Raw genomic sequence first — 22,504 nt, forward strand, 5'->3', positions numbered from 1 at the left:
TGAACGCCTCGAAGAAATGGACAATGCCAATCCACAATTGGAACCTGACATTGTCGCAATTAGCCATTCACTTCGAAGGTAGGTTAGATGGCGTGCTAGATATTTAGCAATTTAGGCTGACACAGAATTCTGAACGCCCTCTTAAAAGCTGAACATAAAGGAGTGCTAGTTGTTTTTAGAAATGATAAGCCATTTTATGTTGGTATATAGATCTTTTTAGCTATTAACTAGAATCGTATATTTAACTAAATCGACATGACTATATAGATTTTTGACACCTTTACCCTCTTCAATGAATCCTACTTCATCGAGGTGTATACCTGCAGTATTACCTTCTATTACGCGTCCTTTAGCAACTAATACATCATTCTTCACTAGAGATATGATTTTATTATTAAGTTCACCATTCTTATATTCCATTACATTTTCCTTTTTTGATTGAAGATGCAACATATCAGATTAGTCGACAGTATAAAAAATAAGATACTTACGCAACCTTAGAAACTTGCGCTGTGCTAAAAAGAAGTATGGCACCTAATAATAGTTATTTGTTATGCACAAAATGACAGTGTATTTTATTAACGATTGGTGGTTATTCTAGCGCGGGTTACTTGTCCAAATTGCGAAGCTAAAGCAACAATTACATCACGCAAAAAGCAAAGCGCCCATGTGGTTAATTTATATTGCTCGTGTACTAACACTAAAGAATGCGGGGCTACGTTCCGTATTACCCAATCGTTTGATCACTTCTTAAACCCGCCTTGTAAAACCACTGCGCAGTTAGCGGCATCGCTTATTAAAAACCTACCGCGTGAAGAACAATTAGAATTAATTGGGCTATAAACTAAATTCCACACCTAATGACCGTTCAAAATTTCCACTTTTTCAAGTATGTATAAAAAACAGCAATCAATGATGATTAAAAAAGCAACTAGATTTATTTTTTAAAAGCGTAAATTTAATCTCTCCTTAGTTGATTTTCATTAGTATAAATGCTAACCAACAGTATCAGGTTAATACCTACTAACACAAATACGATATCCCAAAGTTATCCACAATGAGAACATTTTCTGTCCCTTGCAAAAGATCCTTGATCACATTATCTTGGTATTGAAACTGAGATTAGCACTACATCTTGTGGTGTTTTTCAGTGGAGGGGCTAACACCATACGCCAATATGGTGTTAGTAAAGTCACTTGCTGAGATTTCAGCAAACGCTTATTTGTACAAAAACAGCGTAACGTATTCTGAAATTATCGGCAAGTTAGTTTTATATTTTTTTGGAGGGTAAAAAGTTGAAATTCAGCTTATCCTTAGAAATTTCGGAACGAGCAATTATTAATGTTATACACCTAATAATTGCAATCAGTAGTTTGCTAGCAATGTAATTATAGAGGGCTAAAGAAATTTAGCCCTTTATGTTTTCCTTAACTTTATATGATCTTTTCCCTGGAACTGGTGGTTTTTCTTTTGGCTTAACAACTGAGTGGTACACCCAGTTGCGGCGCTTAACGTTTGTGTTTTTTCTTTTAGGTCGGGTACCTTTTTAGCTAACCACTTTGCTGCAATATCTGCCATCGTGGGCAAGCCCTTGACATTGTTTCGCATGAGTTTAAGTACGAGGCGTGGGTCTTTGTCTTGGCTTATCCAGTTTTGAAAATGAGGTATGTAATCTTGCGCTTCTTTGTATGCTGAGCCCTGGATAACGGCCAAGCGATATTATCACTTGTTTACCACCTACACGACAACGATACTGCCATGTAATTGTGCCCTTAGCAGATACCCTTACACTTAAACTATCTCTATGCGATAATACACACGGTCTTTGATTTTTGCCTAGCAGCTTTCTTATTTTCGTTTAACTGATTGTCATTTAATTTTTTATAAACAGTTAGCAAAAAATTTATACGCGAATTTATACACACCATGCAAATATTAAAGTGCTTTCTAAAATAGACAATAAATAACAAAAGCAAATAAAACCCACGAATATATAGGGCTTAAAGAAAGAATGAGCGAACCAACATACTACGAAAACCAAGCAACAATCTATTGGCACGACTACGAAACCTGGGGGGCAAGCCCGCAAAAGGATAAGCCGAGTCAGTTTGCCGGTGTACGCACCGATCTTGATTTAAATATTATTGGCGAGCCGCTTATTGAGTACTGTAAGCCTCAAGCGGATTATTTACCGCATCCTGAGGCGTGTTTAATTACTGGTATTACCCCACAAGTGGCGATGCAAAAAGGCTTAGTTGAGGCTGAGTTTATTGCTAAAATTCATGCCGAATTTAGCGTGCCCAATACCTGTGTGGCTGGTTATAACAGTATTCGCTTTGATGATGAAGTAAGCCGATATAGCTTTTATCGTAACTTTTACGACCCATATGAGCGTGAATATAAAAACAATAACAGTCGTTGGGATATTATAGATTTAGTGCGTGCCTGCTATGCACTTCGGCCTGAGGGTATTGAGTGGCCATTAAAAGAAGATGGCAGCCCAAGTTTTAAACTTGAGCATTTAACTGTCGCTAATGGTATTGAACATGCCGCTGCGCACGATGCATTAAGTGATGTAACGGCTACCATTGCACTGGCTAAATTAATAAAAGAAAAGCAACCTAAGCTGTATCACTTCTTTTTTAGTTTGCGCAATAAAAAAGCCCTTGTTGAATTGGTGGACGTGTTTAACATGACCCCATTAGTGCATACATCGTCGCGTATTCCAGCAACCCAGGGTTGTACCACGTGGGTGGCACCTATGAGCTTTCATCCTGTTAATAAAAACGCAGTTATTTGTTTTGATTTAACCCAAAACCCACAGGTATTACTTGATTTAAATGTAGAAGAGCTACGCAAGCGTTTATACACCAAACGTATAGATTTAGCAGAGGGTGATTTACCCGTAGGTTTAAAGCTGGTGCATTTAAACAAGTGCCCTATTTTAGCGCCAGCTAAAACGCTACTGCCTGAAAACGCTGCTCGCTTGGGTATTGACCGCGAGCAATGCTTGGCTAATTTAGCCATTTTAAAAGCCAATACCGAGCTTCGCGATAAAGTCACTGAGGTATTTAATGAGCAAGGCGATTACAGCGCCACCACAAACGTGGATTACTTATTATATGATGGGTTTACTAGCCATGCTGATAAAGCTAAATTTGCGATTATTCGTGATGCAAAACCTGAAGACTTGGCAAGTTTAAAGCTTGAATTTGAAGACCCTAAATTCAATACTTTATTATTTAGATACCGCGCCCGTAACTGGCCACAAACGCTAAACCAGCAAGAGCTTGATCAATGGCGTCAATATTGCCAAAGCAAGTTAATGCATGGCGAAGATCAACCATCAATCAGCGCGCAAGATTTTATGATCACTCTTGAAAACCTAGCGCATGAACATGACGACAGTGAAAAAAATCTTACAATTTTAAAAGCGCTGTATAAATACGCGCAAAGCATGTAATTTGCTTTAGTGTATATAACCCATGAAAAACGCGACACTTTAGCAAAAAGTGTCGCGTTTTTTGTATATAGTTAGGTAAGCGAAAGTTAATCCCACAAAGAGAAGTACTAGAGGAGTAAATGAGAAAAACATAAAAACAACATTCATTTTTTATGTGTATCACTTTCTCTAAAAACGCAGCGTCTCTTAGCCTCTCTGTGAACAGTTTACTTTTACCAATTACATTACTTTTTATGCAGTGCTTCAATACGCGCTAGTAAACTTGAGGTATCGTACCTGCCGCCGCCAAGTGCCTGAACATCAGCGTAGTATTGATCGACCGTTGCAGTCATTGGCAGCGTTGCACCGTTATTTTTAGCTTCATCGAGTGCAATACCTAAATCTTTACGCATCCAATCTACAGCAAAACCAAACTCGTACTCGCCTGCCCACATTGTTTTGTAGCGGTTTTCCATTTGCCACGAACCAGCTGCGCCTTTAGAAATGGTTTCTATTACTTTTTCGCCATCAAGCCCTGCTTGTTTAGCAAAATGTAAGCCCTCAGCTAAGCCTTGCACTACACCAGCAATACAAATTTGGTTGACCATTTTACATAATTGCCCTGAGCCAACTTCCCCTAATAACTGGCTAAAACGGCTAAACGCCGCCATGATAGGTTGTGCTTTAGCAAATACCGTTTCGTTGCCACCGGCCATAACGGTTAACACCCCGTTTTCAGCACCTGCTTGACCGCCTGATACTGGCGCATCAATAAAGTCGATATGCTGTAAAGCCGCTTTTGCCGCAACTTCACGCGCTACCTCAGCAGAAGTAGTTGTGTGATCGATTAAAATCGTGTTTTTTTCCATACCAGCTAAAACGCCATCATCGCCGTATACCACTGACCGTAAGTCGTCGTCATTGCCAACACACATAAATACCATATCGGCACCACTTGCAGCTTCACGCGGAGTAGGTGCAAAACTACCGTTAAAATCTTCAACCCATTTTTGTGCTTTAGCTGCTGTGCGGTTATAAACACATACGCTGTGCCCCGCTTTTGCTAGATGCCCTGCCATTGGGTAACCCATTACGCCTAAACCTATAAATGCAATTTTAACTGACATAAAAATGACCTATTTAACTGATAACTTAGAAACATAAGCTCGATTATGTCAATCGGCCGCAAAAAAAGCGAATGAAAGTCTTTTAAAATTTCCCTCATACGGAAATTAGGTAGGTAATCTATGGATAGTATTTATCAATTTAACGCACCACTTTGTAATAACGATGATTTTTCTTTGAGTCAGCTAAAAGGAAAAGCGGTTCTTATTGTTAATACCGCCAGTAAATGTCATTTTTCTGCGCAATTATGCGCGCTAGAAAAGCTATATCAACAATACAAAAACGATGGGTTTACTATTTTAGCCTTTCCGTGTAATCAATTTGATAAAAATGAGCCATTAGAGGGAATGGCTATTAAAGACTATTATCAAAAACATTTTTCAATTAATTTTGAGGTGTTTAATAAGGTCATGGTAAATGGCCCAGATACGCATCCACTGTTTAGTTATTTAAAATCTCATACACGGGGTATTGCACAAAACCGAGCAATAAAATGGAACTTCACTAAGTTTTTAGTTAATGCACAAGGGCAGCTGGTTGCTCGCTATGCACCGCGAACTAAACCGGAGTCATTACATAATGTAATAACAAGCTGCTTAGAATCAGTGCCCGTTATAAAACCGACGACCGCTCGTTTAGGAGTCCGTTCGGCTGTATTAAAATAATCCTGTCGTAATTAAAACAACAAGAGTGAGGCATCTATAGTAAGAATAGTTTATGGTAATAAAATAATTGATTACTTGGAGCTAGTTAATGGATATTGCTTTTTTTAGTGCTCAGAAATATGAGCGCCCTTTTTTTGAGCAAAGTTTAAATGGCTTTTCTAACATCACTATTACTTATTTTGAGCAAAGTTTATCGGCGCAGACGGCAATATTAGCTAAAAACTTTGACGCTGTGTGCGTATTTGTCAACGATTCTGTTGATAAAGCGGTAATTGAGCAACTTGCCACATTGGGTGTTAGCGCTATTTTATTACGCTGTGCGGGGTTTAATAACGTTGACTTGCCCGTTGCCAAACAGCATAACTTAAGCGTATTACGCGTACCCGCCTACAGCCCTGAGGCAGTCGCGGAGCATTGTGTTGCCCTTATGCTTACCCTCAGCCGTAAAACACACAAAGCTTATAACCGCGTACGCGAAGACAATTTTGATTTAAATGGCTTACTTGGGTTTAACTTACATAACAAGACCATAGGTATTATAGGCTGCGGTAAAATAGGCCTTGCACTGTGTAACATTTTAAATGGTTTTGGCGCTAACGTTTTAGTGTGTGACCCTTTTGCAAAACCAGGCAATTACACTATTACCGATTTAAATACCCTACTTGCCCAAAGCGATATAATTTCACTGCACTGCCCGCTGAGCGAAGATACGCATCATTTAATCGATGACGTTGCATTTAATAAAATGAAAACCGGGGTCATGCTCATTAATACTTCGCGCGGTGCGCTGGTAAACAGCCAAGCGTGTATTAAAGCACTTAAATCACAAAAACTGGGGTATTTAGGGCTTGATGTGTACGAACAAGAATCAGAGCTGTTTTTTAAAAACCACAGTGAAGAAATAAATCAAGACGATATATTTTCTCGCTTAGTGAGTTTTAGAAACGTGTTAATAACAGGGCATCAAGGCTTTTTTACTCAAGAAGCTCTAACCGAAATCGCTAATATAACATTACAAAATGCAAACGAGCTTGCTCAAGGGCAAACGCTAACCAATCAAGTATTGTAATATCAAGTCATTTAAACTGTAAAAAGCGAACTTTCGGGTGACTCCCAATAGTTCGCTTTTTAAAACGGCATTTTTAAATTCGCGTTTAAAAGTTTTTAACCAAACGCTACATTTACAAATACTAAGGTCATAAGTATAGGACACACAAAGCGAATATATTGTGCAAACCAATAGTGCGGCCCACTACTTGCCTTGTGCAGCTTATTACCACGTTGCCATAGCCAGCCTACCGTTATAAAGTAAAACAGCCCCATTAACGGCAATTGGTATTGGGTAAATACCATAATCACTAAACCAAACAACCAATCAAAGTTTAAAATAATGGTACTGGCACAAATAAGCACAACAGCACTGACTGCCCATGTTGCTTTGGTTCTATCTACACTGTGGTTTTCAACCAAAAATGCCACAGGGATCTCAGTTGACGAAATAGTTGAGGTAACTGAAGCTATCGACATCAATACAAAAAATAATAAGCCAACCAATAAACCAATTTCACCCATAGTGCCAAATAGCTCAGGTAATATGGCAAAAATAAGTTGTCCCTCACCAATTAATTTACCGTTATTAAATACTTCAACGCCATTGTACTGGGCAACATAAATAGCCGGAATTATTAATAAGCCCGCCAAAAACGCCACGCTGGTATCAAGTAGCGCAACACTTGCGGTTAATTTTGGTAAGTTAGCTCCGGGTTTTAAATATGAGCCGTAAATCATCATACAGCCTACCCCAAGCGACAACGAAAAAAACGCTTGCCCCATTGCGGCAATAATTAAATCAGGGTCGAGTATTTTGCTAAAGTCAGGCACTAAATAGGCAGCAAACCCTTCGCTTGCGCCATCTAACGTTGCAATATAAATAATAAGCCCAATGAGGAGAACAAGTAAAAGCGGCATTAAACGGCGTGACCAGGTTTCTATTCCCGACTTCACCCCTTTTAAAATAATACTGGCGGTTAGAATAAGCATAAGCGGCGTAAAAATAAAATTACGTAACATAGAGTCACTATGTAAAAACTCACTCAAGCTCTGCAAGCCAAAAAAGCTACTTATAGGCTCTATAGCGTAGGAAAGCATCCAACCGGCCACAATTGAGTAAAAACTTAACATAACGATGGCACCGGCAAGGCCAATATAGCCTGCTGCGGCTCCCACTTTAGGGGCGTGATCTTGCCATGCTTGGCTTAGTGCTTTAACAGGGTTAGCTTGGGCTTTGTAACCTAAATACAGCTCGGTGTACAAAGCAGGTAACGCCAGCAAAAAAATAACGATAAAGTAAACCAGTAAAAATGCGCCGCCACCATGATTAGCAGCCTGCGTAGGAAAACCCCATATATTACCTAAGCCTACCGCTGCACCGGCTGCTGCCAATACAAAACCTAGTCGACTTTGAAAACCATCACGCACTTGTGCCATACACCTACAAATCTGTTATTATTTTAACGAATGCGAATTAAACCATATTTAAGAGCGACTGAGTAATAAAAATGTACTTAGCGCTCACAACAACTAACAACCGCTCACAAACTATCCAGCTTTGGGTAATAAATATGTAATCGGTCGTCATTTATAACGAGCAATGATGAGTGTAACTTACTTTGAAAACCAGCTAGCAGTCACGCCCGCTTTAGCAAATAACAGCCATTGCATTGCGTTGCTTAACGCGACCACCCTCAATGTGGGTGAATTTGACTTACCCCACTATTTAAGCCCTTTTGAGCTCAATGTTATTAATCGGCGTAAAAACCCACAAGCTAAACAAGAATATTTAGCCACACGTTTAGTGCTTAAATACCTAGTAAAAACCGCTTGTTCTTCTTATGCATCATTAAAGCTGTGTGATATTAGTTCTGAATTTAACCCCGATAAAAGTAAATTAGAATTACATATTAAAAATACAACAGGCGTGATCAGTTGCTGTATTTCTCATTCTCATGGTTTTGTAGGTGCAGCGTTAAATGTAGCATCAACTCAATTTGGCTTTGATATTGAAAAAATTAATTTAAAGCGCCCTTTTAATAAACTCGCTAAGCACTTTTACCACCCAGCCGAAGTGAGCTTAATAACCAATATAGATAACATAACAACTCAAGCACATCATTTTTTTAGGATTTGGACATTAAAAGAAGCGCTGGCTAAAGCCACCAGACGCCCCATTGCTCAATTATTAAGCCCTAATGTGTTTAACGAACTTAATAACACTCAGCTGACAGCTTGTAGCAATACCGTGGTTGGAGCACATAACGACATGTTTGATATTAGCGTTGTGGCAAAAAAAAGCACCGACTGGCGGTGCTCAATAATAACTATTAACGATTTACGCAGCGCAATCACTTTCTAGTAATCGACTATGAATCGCTTGAACCACAGCATCAGACTCGCTTTGCTCAACTAAAAAGCACAAGTTATGTTTACTTGCACCATGACAAATGAGTCGAATATTAAAATCACTTAATACTTTCATTAAATTCATTTCATGTTGGCGCAAAACAATTTCAGAGCCAATTAATGCCACCAGCGTTAAATTGTTTTCAACCGATACATGGCAAAATTCAGCAAGCTTATCTAAACATGCTTGATCTAGCTCTGGACGTGATGCATTAGGCGCATTATCAAGGGTAATTGCCACACTAATTTCAGAGGTGGTGACCAAATCTACCGAAATATTGCACTCACTTAAAATAGTAAATATACGCGCTAAAAAGCCACTGGCTAATAACATTTCTGGGCTTTTAAGGGTTAATAATATTTGATTTTTACGTTGCGTTACCGCACGAATACCAGGTAGCTGCGATTTTTCACGTTCAATCCACGTACCGCCAAGTTCTGGCTCTGTGCTTGAGCCAACAAACACATTAATATGGCTGCGACTGGCAGGCAAAATTGTAGCTGGGTGCAGCACTTTAGCGCCAAAGGTCGCCATTTCTGCTGCTTCATCAAAACTTAAACGCGCAATAGGAGTGGCTTTTACACACAAACGAGGATCGGTGCTAAAAATACCCACTACGTCAGTCCAAATATGCACACTTTTAGCGTTAATAGCCTCAGCAAGCAGTGCAGCACTATAATCTGAGCCACCTCGACCGAGCGTGGTCGTTAAATTGTTTGCATCGCTACCAATAAACCCTTGGGTTACAATAACGCTATCATCAAGCAGCGGAATTAAATGTGTTTTAGCGGCTTGCGCTGTGGCGCCCACATTTGGTGTTGCTTTACCAAATTGGCTATCGGTTTTAAGCACCTGGCGCACATCAAAACGAGTGGCATTTAAACCCTTTAACCTTAGTATTTGGGTAAATAAGTACGACGATAAACGCTCGCCAAAGCTAAGTAGCTCATCGAACTGCTGCTCTGTATTGAGTGTTTGTGCCGCCAACGTTTGAAATGCATCAAGCGTTTGATTAAACCCAAGGGCTAAATCATCATCTAACGACAGGTCATTTAAAATAGCCTGCTGAATCGCAAGTACACCATCAATATGCTGTTGGCGTTTAGCGGCTTCAATACCCGCTTTGCAAAGCTCCACTAAATGATTGGTCACTCCGGCACTGGCGCTTACTGCAACAATACGTACATTTTTATCGTTTACGATAATTTCGCTACAACGGCTCATCGCCTCAAAGTTAGCAACGCTGGTGCCACCAAATTTGGCAACAATGTAATCTGATTTTGTGCACTGTGAACTTTGTGGCACTGATTGGGTAGTCATTTCGTCTCCTTTCGCGGCATCCAAACCGCAATAAAACAAGAAGAACTTGGCAGGAAATAAAGATAAGAAAAATCTACTGCCAGAAGCTCTCCACCTAAATTGGTGACAGTTTTGAGGATTCAGCCCCATAAACCGAAAAACAATAGTAACGACCCATTATTTTCCTCGGCGAGTACTTCCCTCCTAAATGGTCGCAGGCTGTCGTTGCCTCACATTAAGTACCTAAGTATCGCACCTCTTCTGAATGTATTATTAACCTGTGGCTAATAAAACAAAACCGCACTAAGAGTGCGGCTTTGAAAGTTATCGTTTAGACGTCTAGCTGTCAAGTCGTTTTACACTAAAATCAAATAAAACTACCCATTAAGTAAGAGCCCGCATAACCAAAGGTGTAACACAGTAATAAATACAGCGATAAGCGAAGGTAACTTGCAAACGTCAGCTCTTTTACCTTACTCATGGCTATAATACCGGCTGCCGAGCCAATGATTAGCATAGAGCCACCTACACCGGTTGCATACGTAAACGACAACCAATGCTGTTGACTCATTACAATGTCGGCTTTTAATAACGCTGCCGTTAGTGGCACGTTATCAACACCTGCAGATAAAATACCCATTAAGTAGTTTGCGTACTCTGGCGCCATTACCGTATACAAATTAGTAAATTGGCTCAGTACCCCAACTTCTTTTAACGCACCAACAAGCAGTAACACACCCACGAAAAACAATAAGGTGTCGTACTCTATGTCGCGTATAAAATCGATCATATCTTTGTTGATGTCTTTTTTGCGCATTAAAAATTGCGCGACTAAAAACATAATAGATAAACCCAATAAAAAAGTAAGCAGAGGCGGTACACTGTATAAAACACTCAATGTAAGCGTAGCAATAACCGTAGTGAAGAAAATAACCGCAATGGTTATGTCGGTTTTTTCAATACGTTTAAATTTAGTTTTTTTAAACTCGAGTTGCTTATTCATGCCAATTGATAACAAAGTAGCGAGTAATAATACACTTAGTAACGCAGGCACAATTAACAGTAATAAATTGCTAATTGATACTTTACCATCAAGGAAAATCATAAGTGTGGTTACATCACCCGTGATAAGTGATACACCACCGGAGTTTACAGCAAATACAATAAGCGTGGCGTACTTAACTAACTTTTTGGCTTCAAGCTTTAATGACATTATAACAGCCAAGGAGATCAGTGTAGCTGTTACGTTGTCGGAAATAGATGAAAATACAAATGCAAAACACCCCACCAAAAACATTAGCTTTCGTTCGCTAATACTGGTTGGCATTATCCGGTTCACAACATTTTCGATAAGTCCTTTGGAGTTTAAATAGGCAACAAAGGTCATTGCGGCCATTAAAAACAGCCATAAGGAAGCAATTTCTAAAATATTGTGGTCTAGGAGGGTTTGAATCGTTTCGGGGCTTTGCCCATTAAGAGGAAAAATAAAGGAGATAATCCAACAAAGTGTACCAAAAAATAATGTCGTTTTTGCTTTGTTTACGTGGATCACATCCTCAATAACGATAAGCAAAAATGCAATCGCTATCAGCGTCAGGATAATCGAGGAAACCATGATATTAAACAACCTTCGGGGTTAAGTAAAAATTGAAACCATGTAAAAAATATACCCACAAACTCTATGTGCCTATATTCGGCGCGGATACTATCACTAAGCGGGTGTAAAAACTATTATTAAATCGTCGCAAAAACGAATACCATATAAGTTCGAGAAATATAAAATAACGAATACTAGGAAGTTGCAACGCCTTATGATCCCAGCTAAAAAGCTACTTAATACCCTAAATGAACACTGGGGTGTATTAGAGCTATTATTTAAGCGCTTTAAAATGGCCGACTTTAGTATTAAAGATCTTCAAAATGCCATTAAGCAAAAGCAACCCACGTGGAATAATGAGCGTATTTATAAAGAAACCAACCGGTTATTGAATCAAGAAATTATTATTCCGCTGGCTAAATCGTCACAACTGGAAATTAACCGCGCCATTGCCGACTTTGCCACCTTTTTACTGCAAGAAGAACATTTAGGCTTAGCACAAGAAATTAGTGTCTTGGTTGATGATTTGGCCCGTTTAGGTAATCGGCTATTCAATGCCGGTGAAATGGAAGATTTTGATGATTTACGCCGCTTTAGCCGTATTATGGATGATCGGGTGCGTAAAATAATCAAACTGTTTTTGCACAACGAAAACGCTATTTTAAATATTGTTGAGCAAGCCAAATCTAATAATGCGGTGCAGTCGCTACAAAAACGCTATAAAGCCGTGATAGAAGCGTTTGATGAGTATATAGAACCCATGCTGGAAATGGTGGATATTAGAGGCGACTTTCATGCCTGCTTTACCCTTATTGAGCAACAAATTAGCACCCAAATAGAACACATTGAACGCTCAGGCAAAGCGTACAACGATAAACGCATGCTTGAGCAATTGCGTACCCGCATTCTAGAAATGCACTTAGTTGGCCGGACAAGCTTACGAAAAAGTGCCGATATGCTTATGCCACTGCGTGAAGAGTTGCGCCGTAATAACCTTATTACCCGCCAAGCGGCAAAAGTTTTAGGGCTAATTCGTAAAAACGGGGTGGATAATATGCTCAGCGCCGTGCAACCCCATTTTGTAAGCGATGCGCAAAAGTATTCATTGGGTCAACAGCGTCATATTGTTGCCTATATGGCAAGCCTAGCTGAGTTTGAACACCACGAATATCAGCTACCAGAACAAAATGATGTGCCCGCGTTTGTCACGCCAAACATTCCTGACTACCACGATGTAAAAGCGCAATTTACCAAACGCTTTAAAAAGCAGCGTAAAAAACCACAGCCTTTGCTGCAATTTTTAGACGAAAGCTACCCTGAACTTGAAGCCGATGAAATGTTGTTTTTATATCAAAAGTTGGTAAGCGATAACACCCTAGAAATTAGCCAAAGCGATAAAAAAGCCCGCGTTAACATTGCAGGCCAGCACTTTTCTTTGTACCCCTTTAATTCAGAGCCTCAGGCTGATAAAGCCGAGCACGAGTAATCACCATGACACAGATAAACTTAAATGAGCTTTCTCACTTACAAGCCATTAATAAAAAATTAGTCGCGGGTTACCACATTTGCGAACAAGACACCCTAATATGGCAAGAGCTTGACCAACAAATTGAAGCTTACAGCGCCTTATTCACAGCATTAGGCCATGATTTAAAGCACGACAGTCGTGGCTTTTATTATTTTGCTAGCGATGAAAGCACCCCCAATATGGGCAAAATATCGCGCGCGATAGCGCTCACTATTTATATCTTAATCGAACACTTTGCCAACACAGGTAAAGACCCAATGCGTGCATTATTTGATGAGCCAAACGATTTAGAGCTAATGCAAACCTTGGTACAACTTAATAAACATTTATTTGATCAGCTTGAAATATTCTCGGGTTCTGATTTACGCAAAGATGTGTATTTACGCATGGTACGTTTAGGCCTTGCCCGCGAAGTGGAAGGCGGCTTTATGCTACAGGCGCCAATTCATCGCTATATTGATGCCTTAATGGAAGTAAATGAAGAAACCTTTTTAGGAGAGGACGAGGAATGAAAAACTTATACGGACTGAGTAAACTCGCCCTACTTAATACTGCAGGCTATGCAAAGTGTGTGATCCCACTTGATAAAAGTAGCTCGATTTGTGCGCCTAACAACACAGGTAAAAGCTCAGTAATTAATGCACTGCAATTTCCGCTAATTAATGATTTACGCCTTACCGAGTGGGATGGCCACGATTTAGATGAAACCCGTAAGTTTTATTTTTCATCAGATCAATCGTACATTTTATTGCAAGCCGATTTACCCCATGGCTCAGTTGTCATTGGCGTAGCCGGCTTAGGTAAAATTGCCGGTTATGCACACCAATACTTTTGCTATCAAGGCAAACTTGATTTAGCCCAGTACACCCAAGGCAATACCATTATTAAGTTTACCAAGCTGTTTAATCACTTAAAGCAGCAAGGTTACAACCCGATAGAGCTTAAAGCGCAAGAGTTAAACGCCCTACTTACAGGCGGTGCAACGCAATTTGATGGTGAGATCAATTTAAAAATGATCCCCCTTAACAACGTTCAAGACTCTGCAATATACAAAGAAATATTTCGTCGTATTCTTAATTTACATAAATTAGGTGCAAACGACGTTAAGCGCTTTATGTTACGTGTGTTTGAACGCCACATGTCAAATTCAAAGGTCGACTTTTACGAAGTATGGCGCCGGTCGTTTGATAAAGTAAACCGCGCAAAACGTGAATTAAAAGCCCTTGAGTCAATGCAAGAGCCCATAGCCGCCCTTGAATCAATGCTTGAAAACCAAACAGTACTTAAAGGTAAACTGGCCGCTTATGCACCAAAAATTGACCAAGCACTGATTGATTTTGATACGTATCAGGAAGAGCAACTAAGCGAGCTCAACATCGCTCTTGAAGATATTGAGCACGAAAAACACGAGTTTGAACAAAAACAAAGCCTATACGTTCAACAATCACGCGATATAGAGCGCAAACAAACCCAAATTGAACAGTGGTTTTTAGATTACAACGCCCTTAAAAGTGAGTTTGAGCTGGTTAATAAAGCCACGCTAAAAACCGGCTTAACGCAGTTAAAAAATGACTACGAGTCGTTGTCACACTCAATAACGAGTGCTCAAGGGCAAAGCCTGCACACCCTTGATTACCGCATTGGCGAAACACAAAAACAAATTAAAAGCTTAAAGTTACAACTTAAAAACTTAGAATATAATTTATTCACTCGTATGCGTGAAGACTTATCACTGAAAGAAGTTGAAGAAATATCGCGGCTATTAAACCCCGATCTTCTCTCCTTTGCCACCACCAGCAATGGCGATATAACCATTGATGATGACGACGCTTTCGGTGAATTTTTATCACAGCTTAGTGAAAACGTGAAAGGCGGTGTGCTCACCCTGCCCGGTGCCAGTATTAAACTTAAAAAACTCTCACCTGTGCAAATGCAAAGCGGCGAAAACAAAGAGCAACTGAGTGCTCAATTAACTGCGCTTGAGCAATCATTAAAAGAGTTCAAACAACAGCGTGAGGTGGCCGCCAATGTTGCAGATAAGCAAAAAGAAAAAGACGCGCTATACGATGAGCTTATGAGTGCTGAAAGTGCACTTAAACGCTTAGAGCAATTTGAAGTGATGCAACAATCGGTTGACGCGCAGGCGATGCTAAAAGAGCAGCTTTTAGCCGAACGCGAACAAGTTGACGACTACCTACAAGATATTCAAAAAAACAGTGGCTCAATTGCTGACAGACGATCACTAATCAAATCAAAACAAGCGCAAATTAATCGTCAAACAGAGCGCCTGCGCCAAGTTAAAACCGAGCGTATTGACCACACGTTAGATTTATACAGTGGTAAAGTGACGCCTTACATGATTGATATAAAAATCGATTTTGATAATTTAAGCGATTTAATTCATCACTTTAATAAAGACTGCCAAGAGCTTCGTAATTTCGATATAAATGTACGTAATACCTATATGCATATTTACAATGCAGGTATTACCAAGTTCGATAACGAAAACGATGAGTTTAGTAAATACCAAAAACTTATTAGCGCGTTTCATAATATTGATAACGAACGTGATGCCGTTGAGCGCCAAGGTCGCGTTGCCCTCACCGAAGTGGCCGCCACGATTAAAGGCTTACGTGAAGATTTAGACCGCCTACGCCGTGAAATGAATAGCTTTAATAAAGGCATAAGCCAGCACCGCATTTCAAACCTGCAAGCGTTTAAAATTAATATTATCCCGCGCAAAATGTTGGTAGATAGCATTGATACCATTATCAGTACATCTAACCAAATTGAACAAGGCGATACCCTGGATTTACTCAGCCATGAGCCGTACAGCGAAAGTGCGGTAAACGACGCAAAAGATCATTTAATTAAACTCGCCTCAGACAAAGCAGGCCTGACCCTCACCGATTTATTTGATATTCGTTTTGAAGTGGTTAACCGCGCGGGCGAAACCGAACACTTTGAAAAAATAGATTCGGCTGGTTCAAATGGTACGCGTATCACCATTAAGCTGTTATGTGGCATGTTGTTTATTCGTTACTTATTGAGCGATCAGGAACAAAACTTATACCGTATACCTATTTACATAGATGAAGCGGCTGATATCGATCCGCAAAACCAAAAAGCAATTATAGAAACCGCCCTGAGCTTTGGCTTTGTGCCAATATTTGCTTCGGTTAAACCGCAAATAAGTTGTGATTATATTGTGCCAATTCGTTCAGTAAAAGACGGCGCACAAAACTGGGTAGATGAAAAAGATTGGATTGAGGTTGAACATAAAGCCTCTCTACTGGACTAAGAATTAATTGGCTATTCATCTTAGCCAGCTACACTTATTTTTAGATTTTAAATTACCCTCGCCCATGGTAGTTTAAACAAACGCACTTTATTGGAGCAAACGGTATGAAACATATATTTATTGTCGCAGCACTGGCGCTACTTACCGCCTGTACACAAACGCCCGATTGGGATTACGATAAATCAGCAAACTTTAGTAACTACAAAACGTTTGCTTGGGTAGAAAACGCGAGCCTAACCAAAGACACGAATAACTACCAAATCAGTGGCCTTATGGAAAAACGCGTTCGCAATGCGGTAAACAACCAACTAAGCCAACAGTTAGGTATGCAATTGGTTGACGTAGCGCAAGCTGATGTACTTGTTAATTACCATGCAAGTGTTGATAAAGAGCTAGAAGTAGATACCTTTAACGTAGGCTACGGTGCACGTTGGGGTTACTGGGGCACAGGCTTTAACCACGATGTAAGTGCACGTGAGTATGAAGTAGGCACGTTAGTTATCGATATTATTGATCGTGAGTCAAACCAATTAATTTGGCGTGGTGCTAAAGATGGTCGTTTAAAGAAAAAACAAACACCATCACAACGTGAAGCCGCTATTAAAGAAACGGTTGCCAATATTTTAAGCAACTTCCCGCCAAAAAAGCAGCAGTAAGTTTTAATTAATATTTAAAAAGCCCGCAGGCTCGCGGGCTTTTTTGTGAGAAAAGGAATTTTTCGGTGACATTTAAAAAGCTCCTAACCCTTAGCTTATTTTTACCCCTGCTTTGTGCGTTCCATGCGTACGGCACTCAACTACAGTTAAAGCCTGGTATATGGCAAGGAATTTATAAAGATCATTTTGAGTACAATGTACTGGAAATTAAAGAAAACGGAGAACACCGTTTAATAATAGCAAGTATCGCCAATGCATTTTATAGAAATAAATCAATTGCGTTTAGCAATAATGATATCAAATGCAGTCGCATTAATTGCACTATCAAACTTGTTAGCCCTAATAAAGAACATCTGCAATTTACATTGATTTTAAGCCCCTTTTTAGATAATTCATTCGAGGTGTTAGAAATTTATTCTAATGCAGACGATAATTTTGTAATGTCAAAAACGTACCGATTGGAAGAACAAAAAGGGCAATCTACCGTTCGTACATTTATAGGTAAATACCGCTCTAAAATAGATGAGTTAGCTGCTATAGAAAAGACGGGCCTACATGGTTTTTGGGTAGGATTATTAAATTTAGACGGCAAGCAAGAACTAGCAAGTATTGAATTTCACCCCAATAAAAAGTCGTATTTCAATTATTTTACAAATGGGACCAATGACATAATTAGCACCTCTTTTATGCCACAAGATATTCAAGAAAAAGAGAGGATATTGGAAATAACCACCAGCCACCCACTTTTCGCAAATAAGCTAATTATTCATAAAGACAACCGAGAACTTAAAGGCTATATGTACTCAAACCACAAAGGCACAACACTTCAAACTGGCTCGTTCAAATTATATCGTTTTGAAAGGCCTGAGTACCCTTAAAGCTATCACGATTTATACTTGTGCAATAAATCAAGCGGGATATGGCAATAATCATCAGGGTGATTGGTTAAACGGTCTTGATGCTCGGGATCGCTAGGGACATAATTAGTCAATGGCGCTACTTGTACCGCTATTTTTTTGGCATCGTCCCGCTGGCTAATATAGTCCCTGGCGATGTTTAAATGATTACTGTCTTGGCTAAAAATGGCGGTGCGGTATTTTTCGCCTACATCGTTACCTTGTTTATTGATACTGTATGGGTCAATAATTTCAAAAAAATAGCCGATTAATTCATTTAAGGTCACTTCTTGGCTATCAAAGGTTACTTTCACGCATTCGGCATAGCCATCGTATTCACCTTGTGTTGTGTTACTAGTGCCATTGGCACGCCCCGCCTCAGTAGTCACTACTCCAGGTAAATACTTCATAAATTCTTGCACGCCCCATAAGCAACCACCTGCAAAATAAAGTGTGTGCTGATTTAATGAATGGCTCGGTTGTTGTGTTTGCATAATAAAGTGACCAATGTAAATAACTTATAGGATGCAGAGTTACTATTTTGTAACGCTAGATTTGATTATCAAATGCAGTTTTTTATCATTAATGTACAATAGCGCCCAAAATCACCCTAGCTTAGTGAACTTACCTTATCATGTGATAAAAAATGATAGGTATTTAATTGTTAGCGCCATTGCATGAAATGAGAGTAATGATATGAATCGTGCCCCGCACCTTATAATACCGGCCGTACTAGCCAGTATTTCAACTGTTGCTTATGCAGAGCAGAGTAAAGAAACAGCAACCATAGAACAAATAACAATTGAGGCGTCACCCACCGCCAATACATTACCTGTTGGTACATTTGATTCGCCTATTTCAAATTTAGAGTACGACCCGCGTGTTGACTTGCAATCACGCAATATGGCTGAAGCACAAGCTGATGTAACGATACGCGGTGGTATTTTTGAAAATACCGGCTTTAGAGTCGGCAGTGCAACTCTACTAGACCCGCAGTCTGGTCACTACTTTGCAGAAATTCCTATTGCACCACAAATGCTAACGGGTGCCAGCGTATTAACCGGAGCCGATAATGCACTTTATGGCATGAATAGCTCGGTAGGTACTGTGTCGTTTACTTGGAAACCAATAACAACGGGTGGCAGTGTCTCTTTGGGCGCTGGCTCAAATGACTTTAACCTACAAACAATTCATGCAGGTGTGAGTACTCCAATTGAAGCAAACGCTAATTGGCGTATTGGTTTTGAAGGTGAATATTCGCACTCACAAAGTGATGGTTCAATTGATTTTGGCGATCATGACTTTACCCGTACTTCTGGAAGAGTGCAGTTAACCGGGAGCGATTCACAAACTGATTTATTTTACGGCTTACAAGAAAAGTTTTTTGGTTGGCCAAACCTTTATACCCCCTTTGGTGTAAATGAAACCGAAGACTTAGAAACCCAATTATGGATGCTCAACCATAAGCAAGCCTATGCTACCAACAGTGAATTTGAAGTATCGGCTTATTACCGCAAGCATAACGACCATTATGTTTATTCAAGAGAGAACCCAAGCGCGTTCCAAGCATTTCATGAAACACAAGTAACATCACTGGCTATTTCAGGTCGTCATACGCAAACAAAGTCAGTTGCGGTTAATTACTCGGCGCAATATATAGAAGACAGTATTGACTCCACCACCCTTGAAAATAACTTTACTTCACGTAACTACTTTAAGCTTAGTGTATTGCCTGAATACACAACAGCACTAGCAAGCAACCAGCAACTAACGTTGCGTTTAGGGGCTGCGTTTGATAACACCAGTCGTGATGATTCTGAGCTATCGTTAATTGGTGATGTTAGTTTAAATACCCAAAATAACGATGGCACTGAGCGTACATTGTATTTGTCTTATGCTGAGGCAAGCCAAGTAGCCGGTTATACTGCTATTGGTGGCAGCGAGACTGGTGGGTTGTTCAGAAGTAACGCTAATCTTGAGCGCGAAACCACTAAAAATTTAGAGCTGGGCTTATTGCTTGAGCAACATAGCTGGCAGCTTAATTCCGCGCTTTTTTATCGTAAAGATAACAACCTAACCGATTGGACATTTAACTTTAATTCAAGCTCAGCACGATTTGCACAGCCTGTTGATATTGATACCACAGGCCTTGAGTTTTTAGCCACTAAGCAATTTGATAACGCAGAAATTATTGCCAGCTATACCTACTTACATAAAACAGAAACCTACGGCGCTGAAAATATTGATGCTAGCTTTTACGCCTTAAACTTTCCTGATCATCGTGTAACGCTCGGTGCAATTTGGAACCCGACGGATATGTTAGAGTTTCGAGTAGATAATGAATGGCGTAAACAGCATAACAATGCGCTACGTCGTTCAGGTGACGAGGCGTTATTTACTCAACTGACAGTAAAAATAACTCCACCAGCCCTGCCTAACTTCTTTATCAGTCTTGCAGCTGATAACTTGTGGGATGAGTCGTTTGAAGAAATTCCAGGCACGCCGGGTCGCGGTGAGCAATATACGCTAAGCGCCACGTATAGCTGGTAACAATTTAGCTCGGCGAGGGTGTATCCCACGCTGAGCGTGTTTTTTAAATTGAAATAATAAACAGACTAGCAACAAACTGACTTAAAAATTTTATACCACAGCTCACCCTACTTTACGTACTCTAAAAGCCCAGCGCCTCTTCGCTCTCTTTGTGCATTTATCATTAAAAACGGTATGAACAAAGAGGATTGAATGAGAAGAAAGTGAGAAAAACACGACTCACTAAACCAAGTGATTTTGTGTCTAAGTCACTTACTCTTAAAGCGCAGTGTCTCTTTGCACTCTCTTAGTACTACTTTTAGAAACAAAAAGTACGTGTCTACACTTTTCAAGCGTATAAATTGTAAATATATGTGTATTTAATACAATAAATTAGGTTAATTGCTCTAATTCTGTAATTAACGTTAATGCATGTTCATTGGTTGTCCCGCATACATCTAAAGTGGCGCTAAAATCACTACACACTTTAGGGCGCGACTCATCACCAAATAGCTTACATAAATTACGCTCATCTAGCTGAATACAACGTTCTCCGGCCTTTTTACCATTTGGCATACCCGGTATTGGCGAGCTAATACTTGGTGCAATACAACATGCTCCACAGCCTAAACGGCACGCCATTGATTGTGTTTTCATTATAACCTCAGTAATAAATTTCAATTCTATTGTTGCTGTTTTGCATACAAACAGAGCGATTTGTTCTATTTGCAACCGCATTATGCAATGACTTGTTACATCTTCAAACACACTGTAAACACTTTATTGCGTATCATTAGCCCATCAGCACAATTTATGAAGGAATGCCCTGTGGCGACTAAAAAACAAATAATACTCCCTATCGCGGTCCTTGTTGGTGGCATCGCCCTTGCGGCGGGCTTTTCAGCAATGAAAAAACCACCAGAAGAAAAACCAGAACAAGATACTCGCCCATTGGTTGCAGCACAACCTATTCACCTTGATGCAATCACTCTCGATGTTAAATCGTACGGTATTGTGCAACCTAAAGACCGCACTGAGCTGATTGCTCAGGTAAGTGGCCAAGTTATTTCTGTTGCAGGGCAATTTGTTGAAGGTGCCTTCGTAAAGCAAGGGGATATTTTAGCACGAATTGACCCAAATGATTACGAAGCTGATTTAATTGAAGCCCAGGCTGGGCTCGCCCAAGCAAGTTCAGCGCTTGAGATTGAACGTGCTCAAGCACATGTTGCTAAAGCTGAATGGGAACGCATTAAATCAGACTCAAGCGATATCACCGCTTCTGCGTTGTATTTACGTAAACCGCAATTAGCAGAGAAAATGGCACGTTATCGTTCAGCGCAAGCAAGTGTAAAACGTGCTAAACGTAATTTAGAACGCACTTATATTAAAGCCCCCTACGACGCGATTATTAACGCACGCAGCATTAGTTTGGGTTCTGTTGTAAATCCAGGTAATAGCTTTGGTTCACTCAGTGCCACCTCGGTCGCTGAAGTACGTTTACCGGTTGCCGATAAAGAACTGCAATACTTAAATAATGGCGGCATTGGTGCAACAGTGTTATTTAGTGCGCAGTTCGCGGGCAAAGAAACCACATGGCAGGCTAAAGTGGTACGCAGTGAAGGGGTGATAGATCAAAAAAGCCGTATGAGCTACTTAGTGGCACAATTACCAACCCCATATGCTAACAAAACTCAACCATTGCGTTTTGGCTCCTATGTTAACGCTAGCATAGAAGGTCGTGCAGTTAATAACGCCATTGTTGTGCCACATCATTTAGTCAAAGAAAATAAAATTGCGATATTAAACGACGATTTAACCTTGTCGTTTAAAACTCTCAATATTATACGTGAACAAAACGGCATGGTGATCGCAGACCAAGGGCTTAATGACGGTGAACAGCTAATTACTTCTGCCCTTGAATACCCTACCGAGGGAATGGCGGTAAAAATTGAAGACGTTGTAACAACCCCAGACGTTACTCAACTTGCATTGAAACAGGAGTAACT

20 protein-coding genes and 1 riboswitch are annotated in these 22,504 nt (G+C 40.0%); of the genes, 12 read left to right on the forward strand and 8 right to left on the reverse strand.

Translation table 11 applies throughout. The annotated features are described in order from the left end of the window. Window positions 1–216 precede the first annotated feature (216 nt). Window positions 217–420, reverse strand: coding sequence for a hypothetical protein (locus tag CWC30_RS09175; protein WP_138626936.1), 204 nt, complete (start codon window positions 418–420; stop codon window positions 217–219). A gap of 168 nt (window positions 421–588) precedes the next feature. Between CWC30_RS09175 and CWC30_RS09180 the strand changes: the two genes are divergently transcribed. Beyond that, the gene (locus tag CWC30_RS09180) at window positions 589–843 is read left to right on the forward strand and encodes an ogr/Delta-like zinc finger family protein (protein WP_283956815.1); all 255 of its coding nucleotides are present in this window, start codon (window positions 589–591) and stop codon (window positions 841–843) included. A 769-nt stretch (window positions 844–1,612) separates the two neighbouring features. Here CWC30_RS09180 and CWC30_RS19120 read toward each other — a convergent pair. Continuing rightward, window positions 1,613–1,852: an Arm DNA-binding domain-containing protein gene (locus CWC30_RS19120; RefSeq protein WP_349654450.1), complete on the reverse strand. Its 240-nt coding sequence runs from the start codon at window positions 1,850–1,852 to the stop codon at window positions 1,613–1,615. 159 nt (window positions 1,853–2,011) lie between these two features. On the opposite strand from CWC30_RS19120, the gene sbcB reads away from it, so the two are divergent. After that, window positions 2,012–3,463 (forward strand): exodeoxyribonuclease I, encoded by a 1,452-nt coding sequence (gene sbcB, locus CWC30_RS09190; protein WP_138626937.1) that lies wholly within the window; start codon window positions 2,012–2,014, stop codon window positions 3,461–3,463. Window positions 3,464–3,687: 224 nt separating this feature from the next. Here the strand turns inward: sbcB and CWC30_RS09195 are convergent, their stop codons facing one another. Then, entirely contained in the window at window positions 3,688–4,569 is an 882-nt protein-coding gene (locus tag CWC30_RS09195) for an NAD(P)-dependent oxidoreductase (protein ID WP_069439597.1), read from the reverse strand. Between the two features lie 120 nt (window positions 4,570–4,689). Between CWC30_RS09195 and CWC30_RS09200 the strand changes: the two genes are divergently transcribed. Both CWC30_RS09200 and CWC30_RS09205 read left to right on the forward strand, forming a co-directional pair. Continuing rightward, on the forward strand, window positions 4,690–5,232 hold the full coding sequence (locus tag CWC30_RS09200; protein ID WP_036982413.1) for a glutathione peroxidase: 543 nt from the start codon (window positions 4,690–4,692) through the stop codon (window positions 5,230–5,232). A gap of 88 nt (window positions 5,233–5,320) precedes the next feature. Further along, on the forward strand, window positions 5,321–6,301 hold the full coding sequence (locus tag CWC30_RS09205) for a 2-hydroxyacid dehydrogenase (RefSeq protein WP_036982411.1): 981 nt from the start codon (window positions 5,321–5,323) through the stop codon (window positions 6,299–6,301). A 95-nt stretch (window positions 6,302–6,396) separates the two neighbouring features. Here the strand turns inward: CWC30_RS09205 and CWC30_RS09210 are convergent, their stop codons facing one another. Then, the gene (locus tag CWC30_RS09210; protein WP_138626938.1) at window positions 6,397–7,719 is read right to left on the reverse strand and encodes a sodium-dependent transporter; all 1,323 of its coding nucleotides are present in this window, start codon (window positions 7,717–7,719) and stop codon (window positions 6,397–6,399) included. Between the two features lie 166 nt (window positions 7,720–7,885). On the opposite strand from CWC30_RS09210, the gene CWC30_RS09215 reads away from it, so the two are divergent. Beyond that, window positions 7,886–8,644 carry a 4'-phosphopantetheinyl transferase family protein gene (locus tag CWC30_RS09215; RefSeq protein ID WP_138626939.1) on the forward strand — a complete coding sequence of 253 codons (759 nt, stop codon included), beginning with the start codon at window positions 7,886–7,888 and terminating at the stop codon, window positions 8,642–8,644. Here CWC30_RS09215 and lysC read toward each other — a convergent pair. Both lysC and nhaD read right to left on the reverse strand, forming a co-directional pair. Then, window positions 8,621–10,012, reverse strand: a complete 1,392-nt coding sequence (gene lysC, locus CWC30_RS09220; protein WP_171034705.1) for a lysine-sensitive aspartokinase 3 — start codon at window positions 10,010–10,012, stop codon at window positions 8,621–8,623. The genes CWC30_RS09215 and lysC overlap by 24 nt on opposite strands. 75 nt (window positions 10,013–10,087) lie before the next feature. Beyond that, window positions 10,088–10,260: riboswitch (Lysine riboswitch) on the reverse strand. Window positions 10,261–10,358: 98 nt separating this feature from the next. After that, a complete protein-coding gene (nhaD, locus tag CWC30_RS09225; protein WP_138626940.1) occupies window positions 10,359–11,606 on the reverse strand; it encodes a sodium:proton antiporter NhaD in 1,248 nt (415 codons plus the stop codon). Between the two features lie 196 nt (window positions 11,607–11,802). On the opposite strand from nhaD, the gene CWC30_RS09230 reads away from it, so the two are divergent. The 5 genes from CWC30_RS09230 (at window position 11,803) to CWC30_RS09250 (ending at window position 17,951) form a co-directional block, all read left to right on the forward strand. Beyond that, window positions 11,803–13,074 carry an MksB family condensin complex protein gene (locus CWC30_RS09230; protein WP_138626941.1) on the forward strand — a complete coding sequence of 424 codons (1,272 nt, stop codon included), beginning with the start codon at window positions 11,803–11,805 and terminating at the stop codon, window positions 13,072–13,074. A gap of 5 nt (window positions 13,075–13,079) precedes the next feature. Then, window positions 13,080–13,628, forward strand: coding sequence for a condensin complex protein MksE (locus tag CWC30_RS09235; protein WP_138626942.1), 549 nt, complete (start codon window positions 13,080–13,082; stop codon window positions 13,626–13,628). Then, entirely contained in the window at window positions 13,625–16,417 is a 2,793-nt protein-coding gene (locus CWC30_RS09240) for an Mks condensin complex protein MksF (RefSeq protein ID WP_138626943.1), read from the forward strand. The genes CWC30_RS09235 and CWC30_RS09240 overlap by 4 nt, the downstream gene beginning before the upstream one ends. 104 nt (window positions 16,418–16,521) lie before the next feature. Next, entirely contained in the window at window positions 16,522–17,073 is a 552-nt protein-coding gene (locus CWC30_RS09245) for a DUF4136 domain-containing protein (protein ID WP_036982398.1), read from the forward strand. A gap of 65 nt (window positions 17,074–17,138) precedes the next feature. After that, window positions 17,139–17,951: a hypothetical protein gene (locus tag CWC30_RS09250; protein WP_033103309.1), complete on the forward strand. Its 813-nt coding sequence runs from the start codon at window positions 17,139–17,141 to the stop codon at window positions 17,949–17,951. 5 nt (window positions 17,952–17,956) lie between these two features. On the opposite strand, the gene CWC30_RS09255 is transcribed toward CWC30_RS09250, so the two are convergent. Further along, the gene (locus CWC30_RS09255; RefSeq protein ID WP_036982396.1) at window positions 17,957–18,463 is read right to left on the reverse strand and encodes a peptide-methionine (S)-S-oxide reductase; all 507 of its coding nucleotides are present in this window, start codon (window positions 18,461–18,463) and stop codon (window positions 17,957–17,959) included. A gap of 202 nt (window positions 18,464–18,665) precedes the next feature. On the opposite strand from CWC30_RS09255, the gene CWC30_RS09260 reads away from it, so the two are divergent. Further along, a complete protein-coding gene (locus CWC30_RS09260) occupies window positions 18,666–20,519 on the forward strand; it encodes a TonB-dependent receptor plug domain-containing protein (RefSeq protein WP_138626944.1) in 1,854 nt (617 codons plus the stop codon). A 372-nt stretch (window positions 20,520–20,891) separates the two neighbouring features. On the opposite strand, the gene CWC30_RS09265 is transcribed toward CWC30_RS09260, so the two are convergent. Then, the gene (locus CWC30_RS09265; RefSeq protein WP_008109286.1) at window positions 20,892–21,155 is read right to left on the reverse strand and encodes a YkgJ family cysteine cluster protein; all 264 of its coding nucleotides are present in this window, start codon (window positions 21,153–21,155) and stop codon (window positions 20,892–20,894) included. 171 nt (window positions 21,156–21,326) lie between these two features. Here CWC30_RS09265 and CWC30_RS09270 point away from each other — a divergent pair, with 171 nt between their 5' ends. Next, window positions 21,327–22,502 carry an efflux RND transporter periplasmic adaptor subunit gene (locus tag CWC30_RS09270; RefSeq protein ID WP_138626945.1) on the forward strand — a complete coding sequence of 392 codons (1,176 nt, stop codon included), beginning with the start codon at window positions 21,327–21,329 and terminating at the stop codon, window positions 22,500–22,502. The last annotated feature ends 2 nt before the right edge of the window (window positions 22,503–22,504 follow it).

Origin of the sequence: Pseudoalteromonas sp. S4741 (genome assembly GCF_005886135.1) — a bacterium.
GTDB lineage: Bacteria > Pseudomonadota > Gammaproteobacteria > Enterobacterales > Alteromonadaceae > Pseudoalteromonas > Pseudoalteromonas tetraodonis.